The 15,732-nt window shown below is 60.5% G+C and carries 15 protein-coding genes; 7 read left to right on the forward strand and 8 right to left on the reverse strand.

What is annotated here, in order from left to right; translation table 11 throughout:
* Window positions 1-150: 150 nt before the first annotated feature.
* The gene (locus NMB39_RS18635) at window positions 151-969 is read right to left on the reverse strand and encodes a shikimate 5-dehydrogenase (RefSeq protein ID WP_057024205.1); all 819 of its coding nucleotides are present in this window, start codon (window positions 967-969) and stop codon (window positions 151-153) included.
* 156 nt (window positions 970-1,125) lie between these two features.
* Between NMB39_RS18635 and NMB39_RS18640 the strand changes: the two genes are divergently transcribed.
* The 3 genes from NMB39_RS18640 (at window position 1,126) to NMB39_RS18650 (ending at window position 2,202) form a co-directional block, all read left to right on the forward strand.
* Window positions 1,126-1,500 (forward strand): hypothetical protein, encoded by a 375-nt coding sequence (locus tag NMB39_RS18640; RefSeq protein WP_046071959.1) that lies wholly within the window; start codon window positions 1,126-1,128, stop codon window positions 1,498-1,500.
* 233 nt (window positions 1,501-1,733) lie between these two features.
* On the forward strand, window positions 1,734-1,928 hold the full coding sequence (locus NMB39_RS18645) for a hypothetical protein (protein WP_046071958.1): 195 nt from the start codon (window positions 1,734-1,736) through the stop codon (window positions 1,926-1,928).
* 91 nt (window positions 1,929-2,019) lie between these two features.
* Window positions 2,020-2,202, forward strand: a complete 183-nt coding sequence (locus NMB39_RS18650) for a hypothetical protein (protein WP_057024207.1) — start codon at window positions 2,020-2,022, stop codon at window positions 2,200-2,202.
* On the opposite strand, the gene NMB39_RS18655 is transcribed toward NMB39_RS18650, so the two are convergent.
* The gene (locus NMB39_RS18655; protein WP_057014493.1) at window positions 2,199-3,266 is read right to left on the reverse strand and encodes an AI-2E family transporter; all 1,068 of its coding nucleotides are present in this window, start codon (window positions 3,264-3,266) and stop codon (window positions 2,199-2,201) included. The genes NMB39_RS18650 and NMB39_RS18655 overlap by 4 nt on opposite strands.
* 174 nt (window positions 3,267-3,440) lie before the next feature.
* Here NMB39_RS18655 and trhP point away from each other — a divergent pair, with 174 nt between their 5' ends.
* Entirely contained in the window at window positions 3,441-4,754 is a 1,314-nt protein-coding gene (gene trhP / locus NMB39_RS18660; RefSeq protein ID WP_494340274.1) for a prephenate-dependent tRNA uridine(34) hydroxylase TrhP, read from the forward strand.
* A 4-nt stretch (window positions 4,755-4,758) separates the two neighbouring features.
* Here trhP and ctpM read toward each other — a convergent pair whose 3' ends face one another.
* Together ctpM and NMB39_RS18670 are read right to left on the reverse strand one after the other, a co-directional pair.
* Window positions 4,759-6,438 carry a methyl-accepting chemotaxis protein CtpM gene (gene ctpM, locus NMB39_RS18665; RefSeq protein ID WP_198720957.1) on the reverse strand — a complete coding sequence of 560 codons (1,680 nt, stop codon included), beginning with the start codon at window positions 6,436-6,438 and terminating at the stop codon, window positions 4,759-4,761.
* 162 nt (window positions 6,439-6,600) lie between these two features.
* Window positions 6,601-7,920 (reverse strand): Na+/H+ antiporter family protein, encoded by a 1,320-nt coding sequence (locus NMB39_RS18670; protein WP_164484847.1) that lies wholly within the window; start codon window positions 7,918-7,920, stop codon window positions 6,601-6,603.
* Window positions 7,921-8,157: 237 nt separating this feature from the next.
* Between NMB39_RS18670 and NMB39_RS18675 the strand changes: the two genes are divergently transcribed.
* Entirely contained in the window at window positions 8,158-10,305 is a 2,148-nt protein-coding gene (locus tag NMB39_RS18675; protein ID WP_057024211.1) for a methyl-accepting chemotaxis protein, read from the forward strand.
* A gap of 119 nt (window positions 10,306-10,424) precedes the next feature.
* On the opposite strand, the gene NMB39_RS18680 is transcribed toward NMB39_RS18675, so the two are convergent.
* From NMB39_RS18680 to NMB39_RS18695, 4 genes are read right to left on the reverse strand one after another with little or no spacing between them, the layout of a single operon-like run.
* Window positions 10,425-11,738: a sensor histidine kinase gene (locus NMB39_RS18680; protein WP_057024212.1), complete on the reverse strand. Its 1,314-nt coding sequence runs from the start codon at window positions 11,736-11,738 to the stop codon at window positions 10,425-10,427.
* Window positions 11,735-12,403: a response regulator transcription factor gene (locus NMB39_RS18685; protein ID WP_057024213.1), complete on the reverse strand. Its 669-nt coding sequence runs from the start codon at window positions 12,401-12,403 to the stop codon at window positions 11,735-11,737. The genes NMB39_RS18680 and NMB39_RS18685 overlap by 4 nt, the downstream gene beginning before the upstream one ends.
* Complete coding sequence (locus NMB39_RS18690) at window positions 12,403-12,714, reverse strand: PepSY domain-containing protein (protein ID WP_198720960.1); 312 nt, start codon at window positions 12,712-12,714, stop codon at window positions 12,403-12,405. Before NMB39_RS18690 ends, NMB39_RS18685 begins: the two co-directional genes overlap by 1 nt.
* On the reverse strand, window positions 12,714-13,016 hold the full coding sequence (locus NMB39_RS18695) for a PepSY domain-containing protein (RefSeq protein WP_057024215.1): 303 nt from the start codon (window positions 13,014-13,016) through the stop codon (window positions 12,714-12,716). The genes NMB39_RS18690 and NMB39_RS18695 overlap by 1 nt, the downstream gene beginning before the upstream one ends.
* Window positions 13,017-13,174: 158 nt before the next feature.
* Between NMB39_RS18695 and NMB39_RS18700 the strand changes: the two genes are divergently transcribed.
* Together NMB39_RS18700 and NMB39_RS18705 are read left to right on the forward strand one after the other, a co-directional pair.
* On the forward strand, window positions 13,175-14,254 hold the full coding sequence (locus tag NMB39_RS18700; protein ID WP_494340273.1) for a patatin-like phospholipase domain-containing protein: 1,080 nt from the start codon (window positions 13,175-13,177) through the stop codon (window positions 14,252-14,254).
* Window positions 14,255-14,519: 265 nt separating this feature from the next.
* Window positions 14,520-15,695, forward strand: coding sequence for a tyrosine-type recombinase/integrase (locus tag NMB39_RS18705; protein WP_494340272.1), 1,176 nt, complete (start codon window positions 14,520-14,522; stop codon window positions 15,693-15,695).
* Window positions 15,696-15,732 lie beyond the last annotated feature (37 nt).

Consider the following 15,732-nt stretch of genomic DNA (forward strand, 5'->3'; position numbering starts at 1 on the left):
AACTTGACCAGAACAAGCCCCCTCCCACAGGTACAGCGCCATACCAGAAATTGTGTAGATACCTATGCGCCGATGAGGGCGTTCAATTAGTGTGTCTGGGGCTGATACACCGCCATCGGGGGCAAGCCCCCTCCCACATTAGCTGGGCCTTCAATTGCGGGCGAAGGCCACCGCCGCCTGAAATTGCTCCTGCGTCGGGCGCACACCGGTGTACAACACAAACTGCTCCAGCGCCTGGATTGCAATCACCTCCAGCCCGGTAATCACCCGCTTGCCCTTGGCGCGCCCACGCACGATCAGGGGTGTTTCGGCTGGAATCGCCACTACATCGAAGACAGTTTCCGCCTGATCGATCGCCTCGGCGTCGAACGCCAACGCATCCGCCTCGGCCCCACCTGTCATGCCGATGGGCGTCACATTGATCAGCATCTGCGGGCGCAAGTCGCCCAGGTCCGCCTGCCATTCATACCCGAGGTTGCGCGCCAATGCCTGGCCCGCCGCCTCATTGCGCGCCACGATCACGCCGCGGGCATAACCGCCATCACGCAAGGCACTGGCAACTGCCTTGGCCATGCCACCACTACCACGTAGGGCGAACGTGGAGTCAGTCGGCACGGCGTGCTTTTTCAACAATTGCTCGATGGCAATGTAGTCAGTGTTATAGGCCTTGAGGTGGCCATTGGTGTTGACGATGGTATTGAGCGAATCAATGGCTTGAACTGAATCGTCAAGTTCGTCCACTAAGGCAATGGCGGCCTCCTTGAACGGCATCGATACTCCACAACCACGCACGCCCAAGGCGCGGATACCACCGATCGCGCCGGGCAGGTCCTGGCTGCTGAAGGCCTTATAGTAGAAATTCAAACCCAGTTGTTCATACAAGTGGTTATGAAAACGCAGGCCAAAGTTCCCGGGGCGCGCCGACAGTGACATGCACAGCTGGGTGTCCTTGTTGGGGTGCATCTGCATGGGTAACTCCTTGAAGTAAGCAAATCGGTACAGACCTTACACAACCTTTACCTAATGGAAGTGCTGTTTTTTTGAAACACGTTGTCTTAAAAGTATCCCCGCGACAATCCTTGAGTCTATTGATTGCAGACCACAAGCGCAGGGGCTAACCGAGGAATGACCATGATTCGTAAAATCCCCAGAATCGCCTTGCTGATCGGTGCACTCGCAATGGCCGGCCAAGCTTCCGCCCACGGTGGTGGTTGGGGTGGCCCGGCAGTGTTGGGCGCACTTGTTGGCGCAGCGGTAGTTGGCTCCGTAGTTGCCAGCCAGCCTCGTGAGGTCTATGTGCAACAACCGGTGTACGTCCAGCCGCAGCCGGTGTATGCCGCTGCGCCACCGGTCTATTACGCGCCACCGCCGCCGGTGTATGTACAACAGCAGGTTTATTACCGCCCGGCCCCGGTCTATTACGGCCCTCCACGCGGCTATTATGGTCCGCCTCGGGGCTACTACGGCCACCCGCACGGTTACTACGGCCGCGGTTGGTAGGTTTGAACTGAGTGACTTGAATGGGCCTCGCTCCTGAGCGGGGCCTTTTTTTGCCCGAAAAGTCCGGATTTATCCTGCCAATGTCGCTGTGAGAACAATGCCCAAGCGCCTATCCCACATCATAAGGACGCAATATCCTCTTGATCGGCGCAGGCGTGCGCTGTCATGGTTGCGTCATAAAACAGTCTCACTATCGACCCAGTCCACCCAATAACAATTAAGGACGATTGCCCATGCCCACGCAAAATCCCCATCGCACCGCCGGTCTCTGCACGTCCAGCAAGGTCTACAGTGCCTTGACCGAACTCAAGCACCTCGAGGGCCACCGCAGTGCAAAGTTCCTCGCATTGCTGGCCGAAAACCTGGTGCGCAAAGGGCTGCTCAGTGAGCACGAAGTAGTGAGCATGCTCGACCAGGTGGTGGATTAACGCCTGGCGTCGATGTCGACTATCGAGCCAGGTGATTTTTCCCCGGTGCCAGCGCACCGTAAGGTGACCTCCATAACGATTGGAGGTATTTATGCCCACTGTTCAAATCATGTCTGTCATCGGCAGCGCCGTCCCAGCCCCTTTACGTAAGCTGGGCTTGCTCGCCTGTTGGTACGTGGTCCGCGATGGCGAGCCGATCAGCGGCCCGCTCACTTCATTGTCCGACGCCGAGACACAGCGCCAACGAGTAGCCGACTTCAGGCTTCAAGCCTAGGGCAACGGCAATTTGACCCGTGGCTTGGTTTCGACGAACAGCGCCCAGCACGACATGAACAACGCCGCCACCAGTGGCCCGATGACGAAGCCGTTGAGGCCGAACACCGACAGGCCACCCAAGGTCGAGATCAGGATCAGGTAGTCCGGCATCTTGGTGTCCTTGCCCACCAGGATCGGACGCAGCACGTTGTCCACCAGGCCAATTACGAATACACCGAAAAGCCCCAGCACCACGCCCTGCCAGATCGAGCCGCTGAGCAGGAAGTAAACCGCCACCGGGCCCCAGACAATCCCTGCGCCCACCGCTGGCAGCAGGGACAGAAACGCCATCAATACCGCCCAGAGCAATGCACTGGGAATATCCAGAAACCAGAATATAAAGCCACCCAATGCGCCTTGGGTCACGGCCACCAGCACGTTGCCCTTGACCGTGGCGCGCACCACCCGGTTGAACTTGAGCTGCAGGCGACGCTTTTGCGGTTCGGCCAGCGGCACCGCCGTGCGCACCTTGCGTACCAGCTCCGGGCCGTCGCGTAGCAGGAAAAACAGCAGGTACAACATGATGAAAAAGCTCACCAGGAAATCAAACGTGCCCTGGCCGAAGCTGAACGCCTGGGAGGCAAAGAACTGACTGCCCTGCATCGCCCCCTTGACCACTTTTTCCCGCAGCCCTTCCAGGTTGCCCATACCGAAGCGGTCGAGCAGGTGTTGGAAGTACGGCGGCAGGAAATGCTTGAATTGCTCGATATAACCGGCCACATCCAGCTTGCCACTCTCAACGTTTTTGTACAGCGTGGCCCCCTCTTGCACCAGCAACGCACTGGTAATGATCACCGGCAGAATCGCGATCACCAGGCACACCATCAAAGTGGTCAAGGAGGTCAGGTTGCGGTTCCAGCCAAGCCGTTGTTGCAGGCGGCGTTGCATGGGGGCAAAGATAATGCCGAGGATTACTGCCCAGAACACCGCGCCGTAGAACGGCAGCAATATCCAGATAAAAGCGATGGTTACCAGGGCCAGCAGCAACAACAGGGTCTTGAATTGCAGGTTGGTTTGATTCATGTCCGATCCATGTCAAAAAAGCAGAGGGCCGGTGTCGGCCCTGTTGCTTAGTCCGCGGCGAAACCTGGGAGTGCCCTTGTTTATCGAACAAGCATAGACCGCCTTGTTTAGACTTGGATCAATGAACCGCGCCCGCCCCTGTACTACCCTCGCGGCTTTTTGCGACCCACACCCATGCCACCTATCATTGCCCCCGAACTGCTCGCTCCTGCCGGCACACTGAAGAATATGCGCTACGCCTTCGCCTACGGCGCCGATGCGGTCTATGCCGGCCAGCCGCGCTACAGCCTGCGGGTGCGCAACAACGAGTTCGACCATGCCAATCTGGCCCTGGGTATCCGGGAAGCCCATGACCAGGGCAAGCGCTTCTACGTGGTGGTGAACATCGCGCCGCACAACGCCAAGCTCAAGACCTTCCTCAAGGACCTGGCGCCCGTGATCGCCATGGGCCCGGATGCACTGATCATGTCCGACCCGGGACTGATCATGCTGGTGCGCCAGCACTTTGCGCAGATGCCGATTCACCTGTCGGTGCAGGCCAATACGGTGAACTGGGCCAGCGTGGCGTTCTGGCAGCAACAAGGGATTTGCCGGGTGATCCTGTCGCGGGAGCTGTCCCTGGAAGAGATCGATGAAATCCGCCAGCACGTACCGGCCATGGAGCTGGAAGTGTTCGTACATGGCGCCTTGTGCATGGCCTATTCCGGACGTTGCCTGCTGTCGGGCTACATGAACAAGCGCGACGCCAACCAAGGCACCTGCACCAACGCCTGCCGCTGGAAATACCAGGCCACGCCCGCGGTGGAGAATGCGACCGGCGATATCGTCCAGCAATATCAGCCCACGCTGGGGATCGGCACGCCAACCGAGCAGGTATTCCTGCTGCAGGAAGCCAATCGCCCCGATGAATCAATGCCTGCCTTCGAAGACGAACATGGCACCTACATCATGAACGCCAAGGACTTGCGCGCCGTGCAGCATGTGGAGCGCCTGGCGCAGATGGGCGTGCACTCGTTGAAGATCGAAGGCCGCACCAAATCCCACTTCTATTGCGCACGCACCACCCAGGTGTACCGCCAGGCCATCGATGACGCGGCGGCCGGGCGCGCCTTTGATCGCAGCTTGATGACCAATCTGGAGTCCCTGGCCCAGCGCGGCTACACCGAAGGTTTCCTGCGCCGCCATGTGCATGATGAATACCAGAACTACCAGAACGGCAGCTCGGTGTCCGAGCGACAGCAGTTTGTCGGTGAGTTGACCGGCGAGCGTCGTGGCGAGTTGGCAGAGGTCAAGGTGAAGAATCGTTTTGCCGTTGGCGATCACTTGGAATTAATGACGCCTGCCGGCAACTTTCACTTTGACCTGGCCACCTTGCGCAACGCCAAGGATGAAGCCATTGAGGTGGCACCGGGGGACGGGCACACCGTGTATGTGCCCTTGCCGGCCGAGATGGACCTGCGTTTTGGCCTGCTGATGCGCGACCTGTGAACGATCAGATCCTGAACTGACCAACCAACTTACCCAGGCGCTGGCCCAGATCCGCCAAGCTGCGGGAGGTCTGGGCACCCAGTTGGGTTTCATCCGCCACGCTGTCCACTGCCACGGCAATCTGATGCACGCTGCGGTTGATCTCTTCGGCCACGGCGGTTTGCTCTTCGGCGGCACTGGCGATCTGTGCATTCATCGAATTGATGGTGCCAATCAACTGGGCCATGGTGTCCAGGGACGCCCCGGCCTGGTTGGCCTGGGCCGAGGTGCCATCGCCGGCATCGCTGGAGCGGCGCATTGCGTCCACGGCTGCCTCGGTGCCTTTTTGCAGGCGGTCGATCATGCCCTGGATTTCCTGGGTGCTGGTCTGGGTGCGGCTGGCCAGGGCGCGTACTTCATCGGCGACCACGGCAAACCCGCGCCCGGCCTCCCCGGCCCGTGCGGCTTCAATGGCAGCATTGAGCGCCAGCAAGTTGGTTTGTTCGGCGATGGAGCGGATCACGCTGAGCACACTGACAATCGACGACACATCCTGCTGCAGGCTGTCCAGGGACACGCCACTGCTGCGGATATCGTTCACCAGCGCATGGATCTGCGCGATGCTGCCGTCCACCACACGTTTGGCGGCCTGGCCTTCGGCGTCGGTCTGTTGCGCGGCGACAGCGGCGCCTTGGGCACTGCGCGCCACTTCATGGGCAGCGGACGACATCTGGTTGATCGCGGTGGCCACTTGGTCGGTCTCGTGGCGCTGGCGTTCCATGGCTTGCTCGGAACGCTGGGCCTGGTCGGATACCTGGCTGACCAGTCCGGTGAGCTGGGCGGTCATTTCGGTTATCTGGCGCACCAACCCATGGATTTTATCGACAAAGCGATTGAACGCACCGGCCAGGTCGCCCAGCTCATCCTGGCTGGTAATCGCCAGGCGGCGGGTCAGGTCGCCTTCGCCAGCAGCGATGTCGTCGAGATTGGCCTTCATCAGGCTCAGTGGACGCAGGATGGTATTGGCCACCAGCATGCCCACGGCGGCGATTACCAACAGCAATATAACGGCGACGCCGAGGATGCTCAGCAGCACGCCTTCCATGCGTTTCTCCACCTTGGCTTCGACCACCGCCACCTGGGCCTCGATACCGTCCAGGTTCACCGAAGTACCGATGACCATGTCCCACTTGGGCAGGTATTCGGTATAGCCGAGCTTGGGCACCAGTTCGGTCTGGCCGGGCTGGGTCGAGCTGTATTGCAGGTAGTGGGTACCGTCCTTGCCGACTTTAACCAGGTCGCGATTGACGTAGACGCCGTTGGGGTCGCGGTTGTCCTTGAAGCTTTTGCCCACGCCGTCCGGGCTGTTGCCCTTGAACAGGCGGATGGTCTCGGAGTCGTAGCCGAAGAAATAGCCGTCCTTGCCGTAGCTGGTATTGGAGAGCAACTTGACCACCTGCGCCCGCGCCGCGGTGTCGCCGGGGGCTGCCGCATCGTAAAGCGGCTTGATGGTGGTCATGGCCACTTCGACATAACCTTGCAGCGTGGCCTTGGCGTCGTTGAGCAAGCGCTGGCGGGTTTCATCCACTTCGTTGCGCGCCTGGCCCTGGAGAATCCACACGGTGGTCAGGCTGATGACCACGGCAAACAACAATACAGGCACTACGGCAAGGGCCAGGACTTTGGCCTTCAAACTCAGACGCATGGCTTTTCTCTCTTGTTAGTGGCGACTTGAGAGGTTAACGGCCAGGAGAGTGATTTCTGTAGGCGCGAGCTTACTCGCGAAGCACCTGAGAACTCTGCGGGGTTTCAGGTTGTTCGCATTATCGTTGGGGTTTTTCGCGAGCTCGCTCCTACAGGGAATTCATCAGAGCGTCATCGCGGCCAGCCACCCAAACACCAGCAGCGGAATGTTGTAGTGCAGGAAGGTCGGCACCACGGTGTCCCAGATATGGTGGTGCTGGCCATCGACATTCAGGCCGGAGGTGGGCCCGAGGGTGGAATCCGACGCAGGCGAGCCCGCATCGCCCAGCGCACCGGCGGTGCCGACAATGCACACGATGGCCAACGGGCTGAAGCCCAGTTGCACACACAACGGCACGAAAATCGCGGCAAGGATCGGCACTGTGGAAAACGACGAGCCGATGCCCATGGTCACCAGCAGCCCCACCAGCAGCATCAGCAACGCCCCTACCCCACGGCTATGGCCGATGAACGCCGCAGAGGCTTCTACCAGCGAGCGCACGTCACCGGTGGCTTTGAGCACTTCGGCAAAGCCCGACGAGGCGATCATGATGAAACCGATCATCGCCATCATCTTCATGCCTTCAGTGAAGAGGTCATCGGTGTCGCGCCAGCGCACGATGCCCGATACCGAGAAGATCAGGAATCCGGCCAGGGCGCCGATGATCATCGAGTCCAGCCACAGCTGGATGATGAACGCCGAGGCAATCGCCAGGCCGGCCACCAGCAGGGTCAGCGGGTTGTACTGCACCGCCACTTGCTCGACGCGCTCGATTTTTTCCAGGTCATACACGCGCTTCTTGCGGTAGCTGATAAACACTGCCACCAGCAGGCCGACCACCATGCCCAGTGCCGGCAGGCCCATGGCGTGGGTGACGTTGACCTGGCTGATATCCACCCCGCTCTTGGCTACGTTGGCCAGCAGGATCTGGTTGAGGAAAATATTGCCGAAACCCACCGGCAGGAACATGTACGGCGTGATCAGGCCGAACGTCATCACGCAGGCGATCAGGCGGCGGTCCAGTTGCAGCTTGGTCAGCACATAAAGCAGCGGCGGCACCAGCAGCGGGATAAACGCAATATGGATCGGCAGGATGTTCTGCGAAGCAATCGCCACCACCCACAACAGGCCGATCAACAACCATTTGACGTGGCTGCCACCGCTGGCTTCCTGGCGATCAACCAGCAGCAAGGCTTTGTCCGCCAGCGCGTGGGCCAAGCCGGACTTGGCAATTGCCACCGCGAAAGCACCAAGCAATGCGTAGGACAAAGCCACGGTTGCGCCGCCACCTAAACCGCCGTTGAAGGCTTTGAGCGTGGCGTCGATCCCCAGGCCACCCGTCAAGCCGCCCACCAGGGCGCCAACAATAATGGCGATGACCACATGCACGCGGGACAGGCTGAGTACCAGCATGGTGCCGACCGCGGCGATGACTGCGTTAATCATGGTTACCTCAAGCAAAAACAAAAAAGACAGGCATGCCCGCGCACGGCCCATGGGAACAGCTGCCGGCGTGCAGGCTTGAAAGAGGTCTTATTAGAGGGCGCGCACTTTGCAGCAGGCAGGCGCGCATGTCAAAAAGCGGCGCCGTTTTTGAAGTTTAAATTGATCGTTTGAATAAAGAACCATGCGTGTCGGCCGATAAGCTGTTTCCATGTGCTTTCAGGTAAGGATGTCCCGATGTCGCTCAGGCAGCTCTCCATTCAATGGAAAATCACCCTGCTCGCGGGCCTGTGCCTGCTGGGGATCGTGACCCTGCTGGTGGGTCTGTCGCTGTATCGCATGGCGCAGAGCTCGGAGCAGGTCAAGGCCTCCAGCATGCAGATGCTGGACGAAGCCGCCCAGGCGCGCATCGAAGCCCAAGGTGAAGTACAGGCGCTGGGCATTCGCCAGCAGTTCATGGATGCCTACCAGTACGGTCACGGCTTTTCCCGCCAGGTACTGTTTCTGCGCGAGCAGGCAGAGAAACGCTTTCTCGATGCCTTCGACACCCGTGAGGACCTGACCCGCCAGGTCAAGGCCGCGCTGCAAGCCAACCCCGACCTGTTGGGTTTGTCCCTGGTGTTCGAAGCCAATGCGCTGGACGGCAAGGACGAGTTGTTCGCCAATCAGCAGGAACTGGGCAGTAATGACAAAGGCCGATTCGCCTTGTACTGGTCGCAGCCGACGCCGGGGAAGATCACTTCGATGGCGCTGCCCGAAAGCGACATGACCGACACGTCCGTCAGCCCCAGCGGCGAAAAAGCCAACGCCTGGTTCACCTGCCCGCGCACCACGCTCAAGCCGTGTGTGATCGAACCCTACTTTTATGTGATCGACGGCCAGAACGTGCTGATGACCAGCATCGTGTTCCCGCTGATGGTCAATGGCAAAGTCATCGCCTCACTGTCGGTGGACATCAACCTCAACAGCCTGCAGGCCGTGAGCCAACAGGCCAGCCAGAAGCTGTACGACGGCCAGACCCAGGTCAGCATCCTCAGCCCGACCGGTTTGCTTGCCGGCTATAGCCCGGATGCCAGTAAGCTCAGCCAGCGCCTGGCTCAGGTTGATACGGCCAGCGGCGCGCAGTTGGTCAGCGCCTTGGCCAGCAGTACTCAAACCCACAGCCTGCGTGCCGGTCATCAGCTCAAGGTGCTGGCGCCCTTTGCGCCGATCCCTGGGGGCAAGCCGTGGGGCGTGTTGCTGGATGTACCGGAAAAAGTCCTGGTGGCGCCCGCCGAGGCGTTGAAAACCCAGCTGGACGCTGACAATGCCAAAGGCACCCTGCTGGAGCTCGGCCTGGGTCTGCTGGCCGCTGTGGTAGGCCTGATACTGGTGTGGCTGATGGCGCGCAGCGTGACCCGGCCGATCCTCGGCGTGGCACACATGCTTGAAGATATCGCCAGCGGCGAAGGTGACCTGACCCGGCGCCTGGCCTATGACAAGCAGGACGAACTGGGCCAGTTGGCCGGCTGGTTCAACCGCTTCCTCGACAAGCTGCAACCGATCATTGCCGAGGTCAAACGCTCGGTGCAGGACGCCCGTGGCACCGCCGACCAGTCCGCCGCGATTGCCACGCAAACCAGTGCTGGCATGGAGCAGCAGTACCGCCAGGTGGATCAGGTGGCGACCGCTTCCCACGAAATGAGCGCCACCGCCCAGGACGTTGCCCGCAGCGCCGCCCAAGCTGCCCAGGCCGCTCGCGATGCCGACCAGGCCACACGCGAAGGCTTGACCGTGATCGACCGCACCACCGCCAACATTGGCGACCTCGCCGCCGACATGAGCACCGCCATGACCCAGGTAGAAGGCCTGGCCGCCAACAGCGAGAAAATCGGCTCGGTGCTCGAAGTGATTCGCGGCATCGCCGAACAGACCAACCTGCTGGCGCTCAACGCCGCCATCGAGGCCGCCCGTGCCGGTGAAGCCGGTCGGGGCTTTGCCGTGGTCGCCGACGAGGTGCGCAACCTGGCGCGGCGCACCCAGGAATCGGTGGAAGAAACCCGCCTGGTGATCGAGCAACTGCAAAGCGGCACCACCGACGTGGTCGGCTCCATGGGCAACAGCTATCGCCAGGCCCAAGGCAGCGTCGAACAGGTCGGCCAAGCGGTAACGGCCTTGCGCCAGATTGGCGACGCGGTCACGGTGATCAGCGACATGAACCTGCAGATCGCCAGTGCCGCCGAAGAGCAAAGCGCGGTGGCCGAGGAGATCAACAACAATGTGGCGACCATTCGCGATGTGACCGAGTCATTATCGGAGCAGGCCAATGAATCGGCGCGGGTCAGCCAGGCGTTGAACAGCCTGGCGAATCAACAACAGGGGTTGATGGATCAGTTCAGGGTGTAAGCCTAATGGATATCTACTATGGGAGGGGGCTTACCCACGATGGCGTTGGGTCAGCCCCAGATGTATTTACTGATACTCCGTCATCGGGGCAAGCCCCCTCCCACATTTTTAGATTGGCATTACCGCTTGGGCAATTCGATCAGTACCTTAAGCCCACCCAGCTCACTCTCCTGTAACTGCAACGTCCCGCCCCATACCTCGACGATGTCCCGCACGATCCCCAACCCCAGGCCATGTCCGTCAATTTGCTCGTCCAGTCGCGCGCCGCGGCCCAAGACCTGGTTACGCTGGGCCTCGGGAATACCGGGACCGTCGTCCTCCACCACCAACAGGTAGCCTTGCTGGGTTTCGCTGACGTTCAGCCGAATATCGGCATCCGCCCACTTACAGGCGTTGTCCAGCAAATTACCAAGCAATTCCAGCAAGTCCTCGCGGTCCCAGGGCAATTGCAAGCCCGGCGAAACGTGATAGCTGAGGTCAAGATGATCGCCATGGATCATGTTCAAGGTCGCCAGCAGGACGGGCAGTTCTTTTTCGCAATCAAACAAAGCACCCGGCAGGGTTTCGCCAGCCAGCCGTGCCCGGTTGAGCTCGCGATTGAGGCGTTGCTGGATTTGCTCCAGTTGGTCGCGCAATAGCTGGCTCAACTGCGGATGACCCTTGAGCGCCTCACTGGAGGCCGCGCTCAGCAATACCGCCATTGGGGTTTTCAGCGCATGCCCCAGGTTGCCGAGCGCATTGCGGGAACGCTTGAGACTGTCTTCGGTGTGCGCCAGCAAATGGTTGATCTGCGCCACCAGTGGTTCCAGCTCCAACGGCACCTGAGTGTCGAGTTGCGAGCGCTGGCCCTGTTGCAGCTGGGCGATCTGGTTACGCGCCGTCTCCAGTGGGCGCAGGGCGCGGCGCACGGTGACTCGCTGCAGGACCAGCACCAGCAGCAGCGCCGCCAGCCCCATCACCAGGCCAATCTGGCGCATCAGGCGAAAACTCTCCCGCACGGGCGTGTAATCCTGGGCCACGCTGATGGAAATCGGCAGGCCGAAGCGCTTGTAGTCCGAACGCAACACCAGCAATTGCTGGCCTTCCGGCCCCAGTTGCAGGTTGCCCTTGAGCCCCGCCTCGGGCAGGCGGGGCAGTTCCTGGTCCCAGAGTGAACGGGAACGCCAATGGACATCGGCAAAGTCGATCCGGAAATAATGTCCGGAGAACGGTCGCTGATAGGCCGGTGACAGGCGTTGCTCATCCAGCTGTACGCCGTTTGGCCCACGCACCAGCGCCACCAGCAGGTTCTCACTGTCATTGCGCAAACCCGCTTCCAGGTAACGCTGCAAACCGGCCTCGAACAGCCACAGGCTGGTTTGTGCCAGCACCACGCCAACGCCCACCATCACGCTGATCAGGCCCAGGCTCAAACGCCGCTGGATCGACTTCATGCCGGGGCGGCGCCAAACCGGTAGCCCTGGCCGCGCCGGGTTTCTATCACACTGCGCCCCAACTTGCGGCGCAGATGGTTGACGTGCACCTCCAGCACATTGGAGTCTCGCTCCGTCTCGCCATCATACAAATGCTCGGCCAGATGGCTTTTCGACAGGATCTGTTCGGGGTGCAGCATGAAGTAGCGCAGCAAGCGAAACTCGGCCGCCGTCAGCTGGATCTCGGCGCCATCGCGCAGCACACACTGGCGCCCTTCATCCAGATGCAAGCCTGCGGCCTGCAGGGTGGGCTGGTTGGCGTGGCCGTGGGAGCGTCGCAACAGCGCCTGGATGCGCAGGTAGAGCTCTTCGGGGTGAAAGGGTTTACTCAGGTAATCATCGGCGCCGGCCTTGAGCCCTTCGATACGCTCGGCCCAGGAATCGCGGGCGGTGAGGATCAATACCGGGATGGCGAGCTTAGCGGCGCGCCATTGCGCAAGCACATCAAGCCCGGGCAAACCGGGCAGGCCCAGGTCGAGGATGATCAGGTCATAGGGTTCGCTGCGACCTTGATACGCGGCGTCGCGGCCATCGGCCAGCCAGTCGACTGCATAGCCTTGACGCTGCAAACCGGCCAGCAACTCGTCAGCCAGGGGCACATTGTCTTCCACCAGAAGCAGGCGCATCAATCTTCCTCATCTTTGATCAAGTCACCGTTGGTGGCGTCCAGTTTGATCTCACGCACCACGCCTTCGGTGGTCACCAGTTCCACTTCGTAGGCATATTGGCCGTGTTTCTTTTCCAGCTCGGCCTCCAGCAGCCGCGAGTCGGGGTACCGCGCCATGGCCTGCTGCAACAGTTGCTCCAGCGGCAGGATCACCCCCTGCTGGCGCAGCGCCAAGGCCTCGTCCTGATTGAGGTCGCGGGCCGCCAGGCTGGAGCAAAAAACCATGAGCACCAGCGCCACTCGACTGCCCACGCGTAAATTAACCTTCATTACGTATCCTGATGATTCTTGAGAACCTGTCCGGTGAGCGCGTCCAGTTCAACGTCCCATTCAATGCCGTTGCGATCTTCCAGTTCGACTTCATAGACGTACTTGCCGTATTCCTCATCCAGGTCGGTGCCCAGCAGCGTCGAGCCAGGGTGCAGCGCCAGGGCTGTGGCGTCCAATTGGTCAAAGGCGACAATAGTAACAGTGGCGGGGACGATCAGTGGCTTGTCCGGGTCCACGGCTGCGGCCTGGGTCGCCGTAACCATGATGATAGCGGCGGCGCCCAGAACAGTGAGGCGCGTCATGATAAGTCTCCGTTACAGGATGTTTTCCTACGCCGGTCACCCTACCTGTTGCAACTTAACTGAAACTGAATTGCCACCATGGCAATTGCGCGCAAGCCGTTTCTCCCACCGTCTGCGATATTTTCTATAATGCCCCGTTCGCCCAATCAGAGACCGGTATGACAGCCATCCATATCAAGTTCCCTGCCCTGACCCTCAAGGCCGGCAAACGCGCCTTCGCCCGCATTCGCGAGCGGGGTCTTGCACCTGCCGACGTCGGCATTCTCCCCGGTGCGGCTGGCGGCCCCAAGGCCTTGGGCATCCAGGGCCTGGACCTGGCGCTGTTTGGTGACTGGCTACCCCGCGTGCCGCGCGAGCGTGCATTGATCGGCGCGTCCATCGGTTCCTGGCGGTTCGCCAGCGCCTGCCTGCCCGACCCTGTGCAAGGCTTGCTGGACCTGGGCCGCCTGTATAACGAACAGCGCTTCGCCAAAGGCGTGACCATGGCCGACGTCAGCCAGAGTTGCCAACGCATGCTCGATGACCTGCTGGCTGGCCGTGATGCACGCATACTGGACAATCCCGACTATCGCCTGAACATCATGGTGGTCAAGAGCCACGGCCTGCTCGCCGACGACCACCGTGGGCGGCTGGGGCTGGGCCTGTCCTCGGTGATCGCGGATAACTTGCGGGGCCGCGCACGGCTGTCGCGGCATTTCGAACGGCTGATCATCCATGACCCGCGCCAGGCACCGCCGGTGCATCCCCTTAAGGATTTCCCGTCGCGCTTCCTTAGCCTGGAGTTGGGCAACCTGCGCCAGGCGCTGCTTGCGTCCGGCTCGATCCCCATGGTCATGCAAGGCGTGCGCGACCTGCCCGGCGCCGGTGCCGGCACCTATCGCGACGGTGGCCTGCTCGACTATCACCTCGACCTGCCCTACCACGGCGATGACATTGTGCTCTACCCGCACTTCACTGACCGGGTCATCCCCGGCTGGTTTGACAAGGGCCTGCCATGGCGACGCAGCAGCCCGCAAGGCTTGCAGGATGTGTTGCTGCTGGCACCCTCCAGGGACTACCTGGCCCGCCTGCCCTACGGCAAACTGCCGGACCGCAGTGATTTCAAGCGCTTCATGGGCGATGACCCAAGCCGCAACAAGTATTGGCAAACCGCAATGAGCGAGAGCCGACGACTGGGGGATGAGTTTTTGGCCTTGGCGGATAACGGCGCGCTGGGCGACCGACTGCTTGCCCTCTAACGGTAGGAGCGGTGTGCGCAGGGGCTGATCAAACTGTTAAACTCGCCGACTGCCAGACACCTGACCGAGCTGAAAACACTGTGGAAATCTTCAAGAATTCCACGGTAGCCTCCCACCAAAAACCGCCTCGCATCACCATCTCAATGAACGCCCGCGAGTCTCAGCGCTAGGCGTATCACCGCGTACCGCTCAATACCTTCCCAATGCAAAACAGTTAGTACATTATCCAGTACATTGAAAATTGAACGCGCGGAGCAATGTACTAGTGGCACTCACGGACACAGCAGCCAAGCAGGCAAAGCCAAAGGAAAAGGGATACACCCTCCCCGACTCACTTGGCCTTTCACTCTACGTGGCTCAAAGCGGCGTAAAGAGTTGGCATTTTCGATTTACATGGCTTGGAAAGCAGGTGCGCATCTCGATCGGGACTTACCCGGAGACCGGCCTTAAGGAAGCGCGCGCACGCAGAGACGAGGCGCGAGAGGACGTCGCGAATGGAGTAGATCCGCGAGATTCAAGAAGGGAAAAGAAAGCCGGGATGATCGCGGCAGGCGGGCAAACCTTCCGTCGTGTCTATGACGAATGGCTGGCGTTCAGGAAGGGGAGCATTTCGCCGGGCACCTACAGGGTGATCAGCAATGCCATGGCGCTGGACGTTCTGCCTACGCTTGGCGATCGGCAGATCGACGCTATCAAGCGAGCCGATGTTATTGCTCTGATTCGCCGGGTGGAAAAGCGGGGATCGGTAGCCACTGCCGTGAAGGTCCGTCAGCGCATGAGCCAGGTGTTCAGCTATGCCATCGCTACTGGCGTCATTGAGGCGAATCCCACCGCCGAGATGCACGCCGTGACCGAGAAGATGGGCCAGCACAAGCCGCACCCATTCCTTCCGTTCAGCGAAATGCCCAGGATTATGGTGGCGATCCGCGACTGCGCCTCAGGCCAACAGCTGAAAGCCGCGCTGATGCTGATGATCTACACCGCTTCTCGTCCGGGTGAGGTCCGACACGCCGAATGGTCGGAAATCGATCTGGACGCCGCGATATGGACCACGCCTGCCGCGAAAATGAAGATGCGGAGGGATCACACAGTCCCGCTATCGACACAGGCCATCGCCATACTCGAGAGCATGCTCCCCATCACCGGCGACAAGCGGTACGTGTTCATCAACCGCAACAGCACCACCGCACCGATCGGGACCAACTACGCCAACAACGTCATGGATTCCTGCGGACTCACCGGCATCCAGTCACCACACGGGTTCCGTCACCTGTTCTCCACCGAGATGAACGGACGCGGGTACAACCGTGACTGGATTGAGAGACAGCTTGCGCACGCCGATAGTAGCTTCATCCGTGACGTGTATAACCACGCCACCTATCTAGATCAGCGCCGAGGGATGATGCAGGAATGGGCGGACCTCATCACGATTAATTCATAAGGGATCACATCGTCCATCCCCGGCGTTCTGCCGACGA

Source organism: Pseudomonas sp. FBCC-B545 (assembly GCF_059134095.1).

Bases quoted from the DNA above. Each gene is read 5' to 3' on its own strand.
- NMB39_RS18650 (WP_057024207.1), top strand. From the start codon at position 2,020: ATGCCCACTGTTCAAATCATGTCTGTCATCGGCAGCGCCGTCCCAGCC.
- NMB39_RS18695 (WP_057024215.1), bottom strand. From the start codon at position 13,016: ATGACGCGCCTCACTGTTCTGGGCGCCGCCGCTATCATCATGGTTACG.
- ctpM (WP_198720957.1), bottom strand. From the start codon at position 6,438: ATGCGTCTGAGTTTGAAGGCCAAAGTCCTGGCCCTTGCCGTAGTGCCT.
- trhP (WP_494340274.1), top strand. From the start codon at position 3,441: ATGCCACCTATCATTGCCCCCGAACTGCTCGCTCCTGCCGGCACACTG.
- NMB39_RS18645 (WP_046071958.1), top strand. From the start codon at position 1,734: ATGCCCACGCAAAATCCCCATCGCACCGCCGGTCTCTGCACGTCCAGC.
- NMB39_RS18685 (WP_057024213.1), bottom strand. From the start codon at position 12,403: ATGCGCCTGCTTCTGGTGGAAGACAATGTGCCCCTGGCTGACGAGTTG.
- NMB39_RS18635 (WP_057024205.1), bottom strand. From the start codon at position 969: ATGCAGATGCACCCCAACAAGGACACCCAGCTGTGCATGTCACTGTCG.
- NMB39_RS18690 (WP_198720960.1), bottom strand. From the start codon at position 12,714: ATGAAGGTTAATTTACGCGTGGGCAGTCGAGTGGCGCTGGTGCTCATG.
- NMB39_RS18640 (WP_046071959.1), top strand. From the start codon at position 1,126: ATGACCATGATTCGTAAAATCCCCAGAATCGCCTTGCTGATCGGTGCA.
- NMB39_RS18675 (WP_057024211.1), top strand. From the start codon at position 8,158: ATGTCGCTCAGGCAGCTCTCCATTCAATGGAAAATCACCCTGCTCGCG.
- NMB39_RS18655 (WP_057014493.1), bottom strand. From the start codon at position 3,266: ATGAATCAAACCAACCTGCAATTCAAGACCCTGTTGTTGCTGCTGGCC.
- NMB39_RS18700 (WP_494340273.1), top strand. From the start codon at position 13,175: ATGACAGCCATCCATATCAAGTTCCCTGCCCTGACCCTCAAGGCCGGC.
- NMB39_RS18680 (WP_057024212.1), bottom strand. From the start codon at position 11,738: ATGAAGTCGATCCAGCGGCGTTTGAGCCTGGGCCTGATCAGCGTGATG.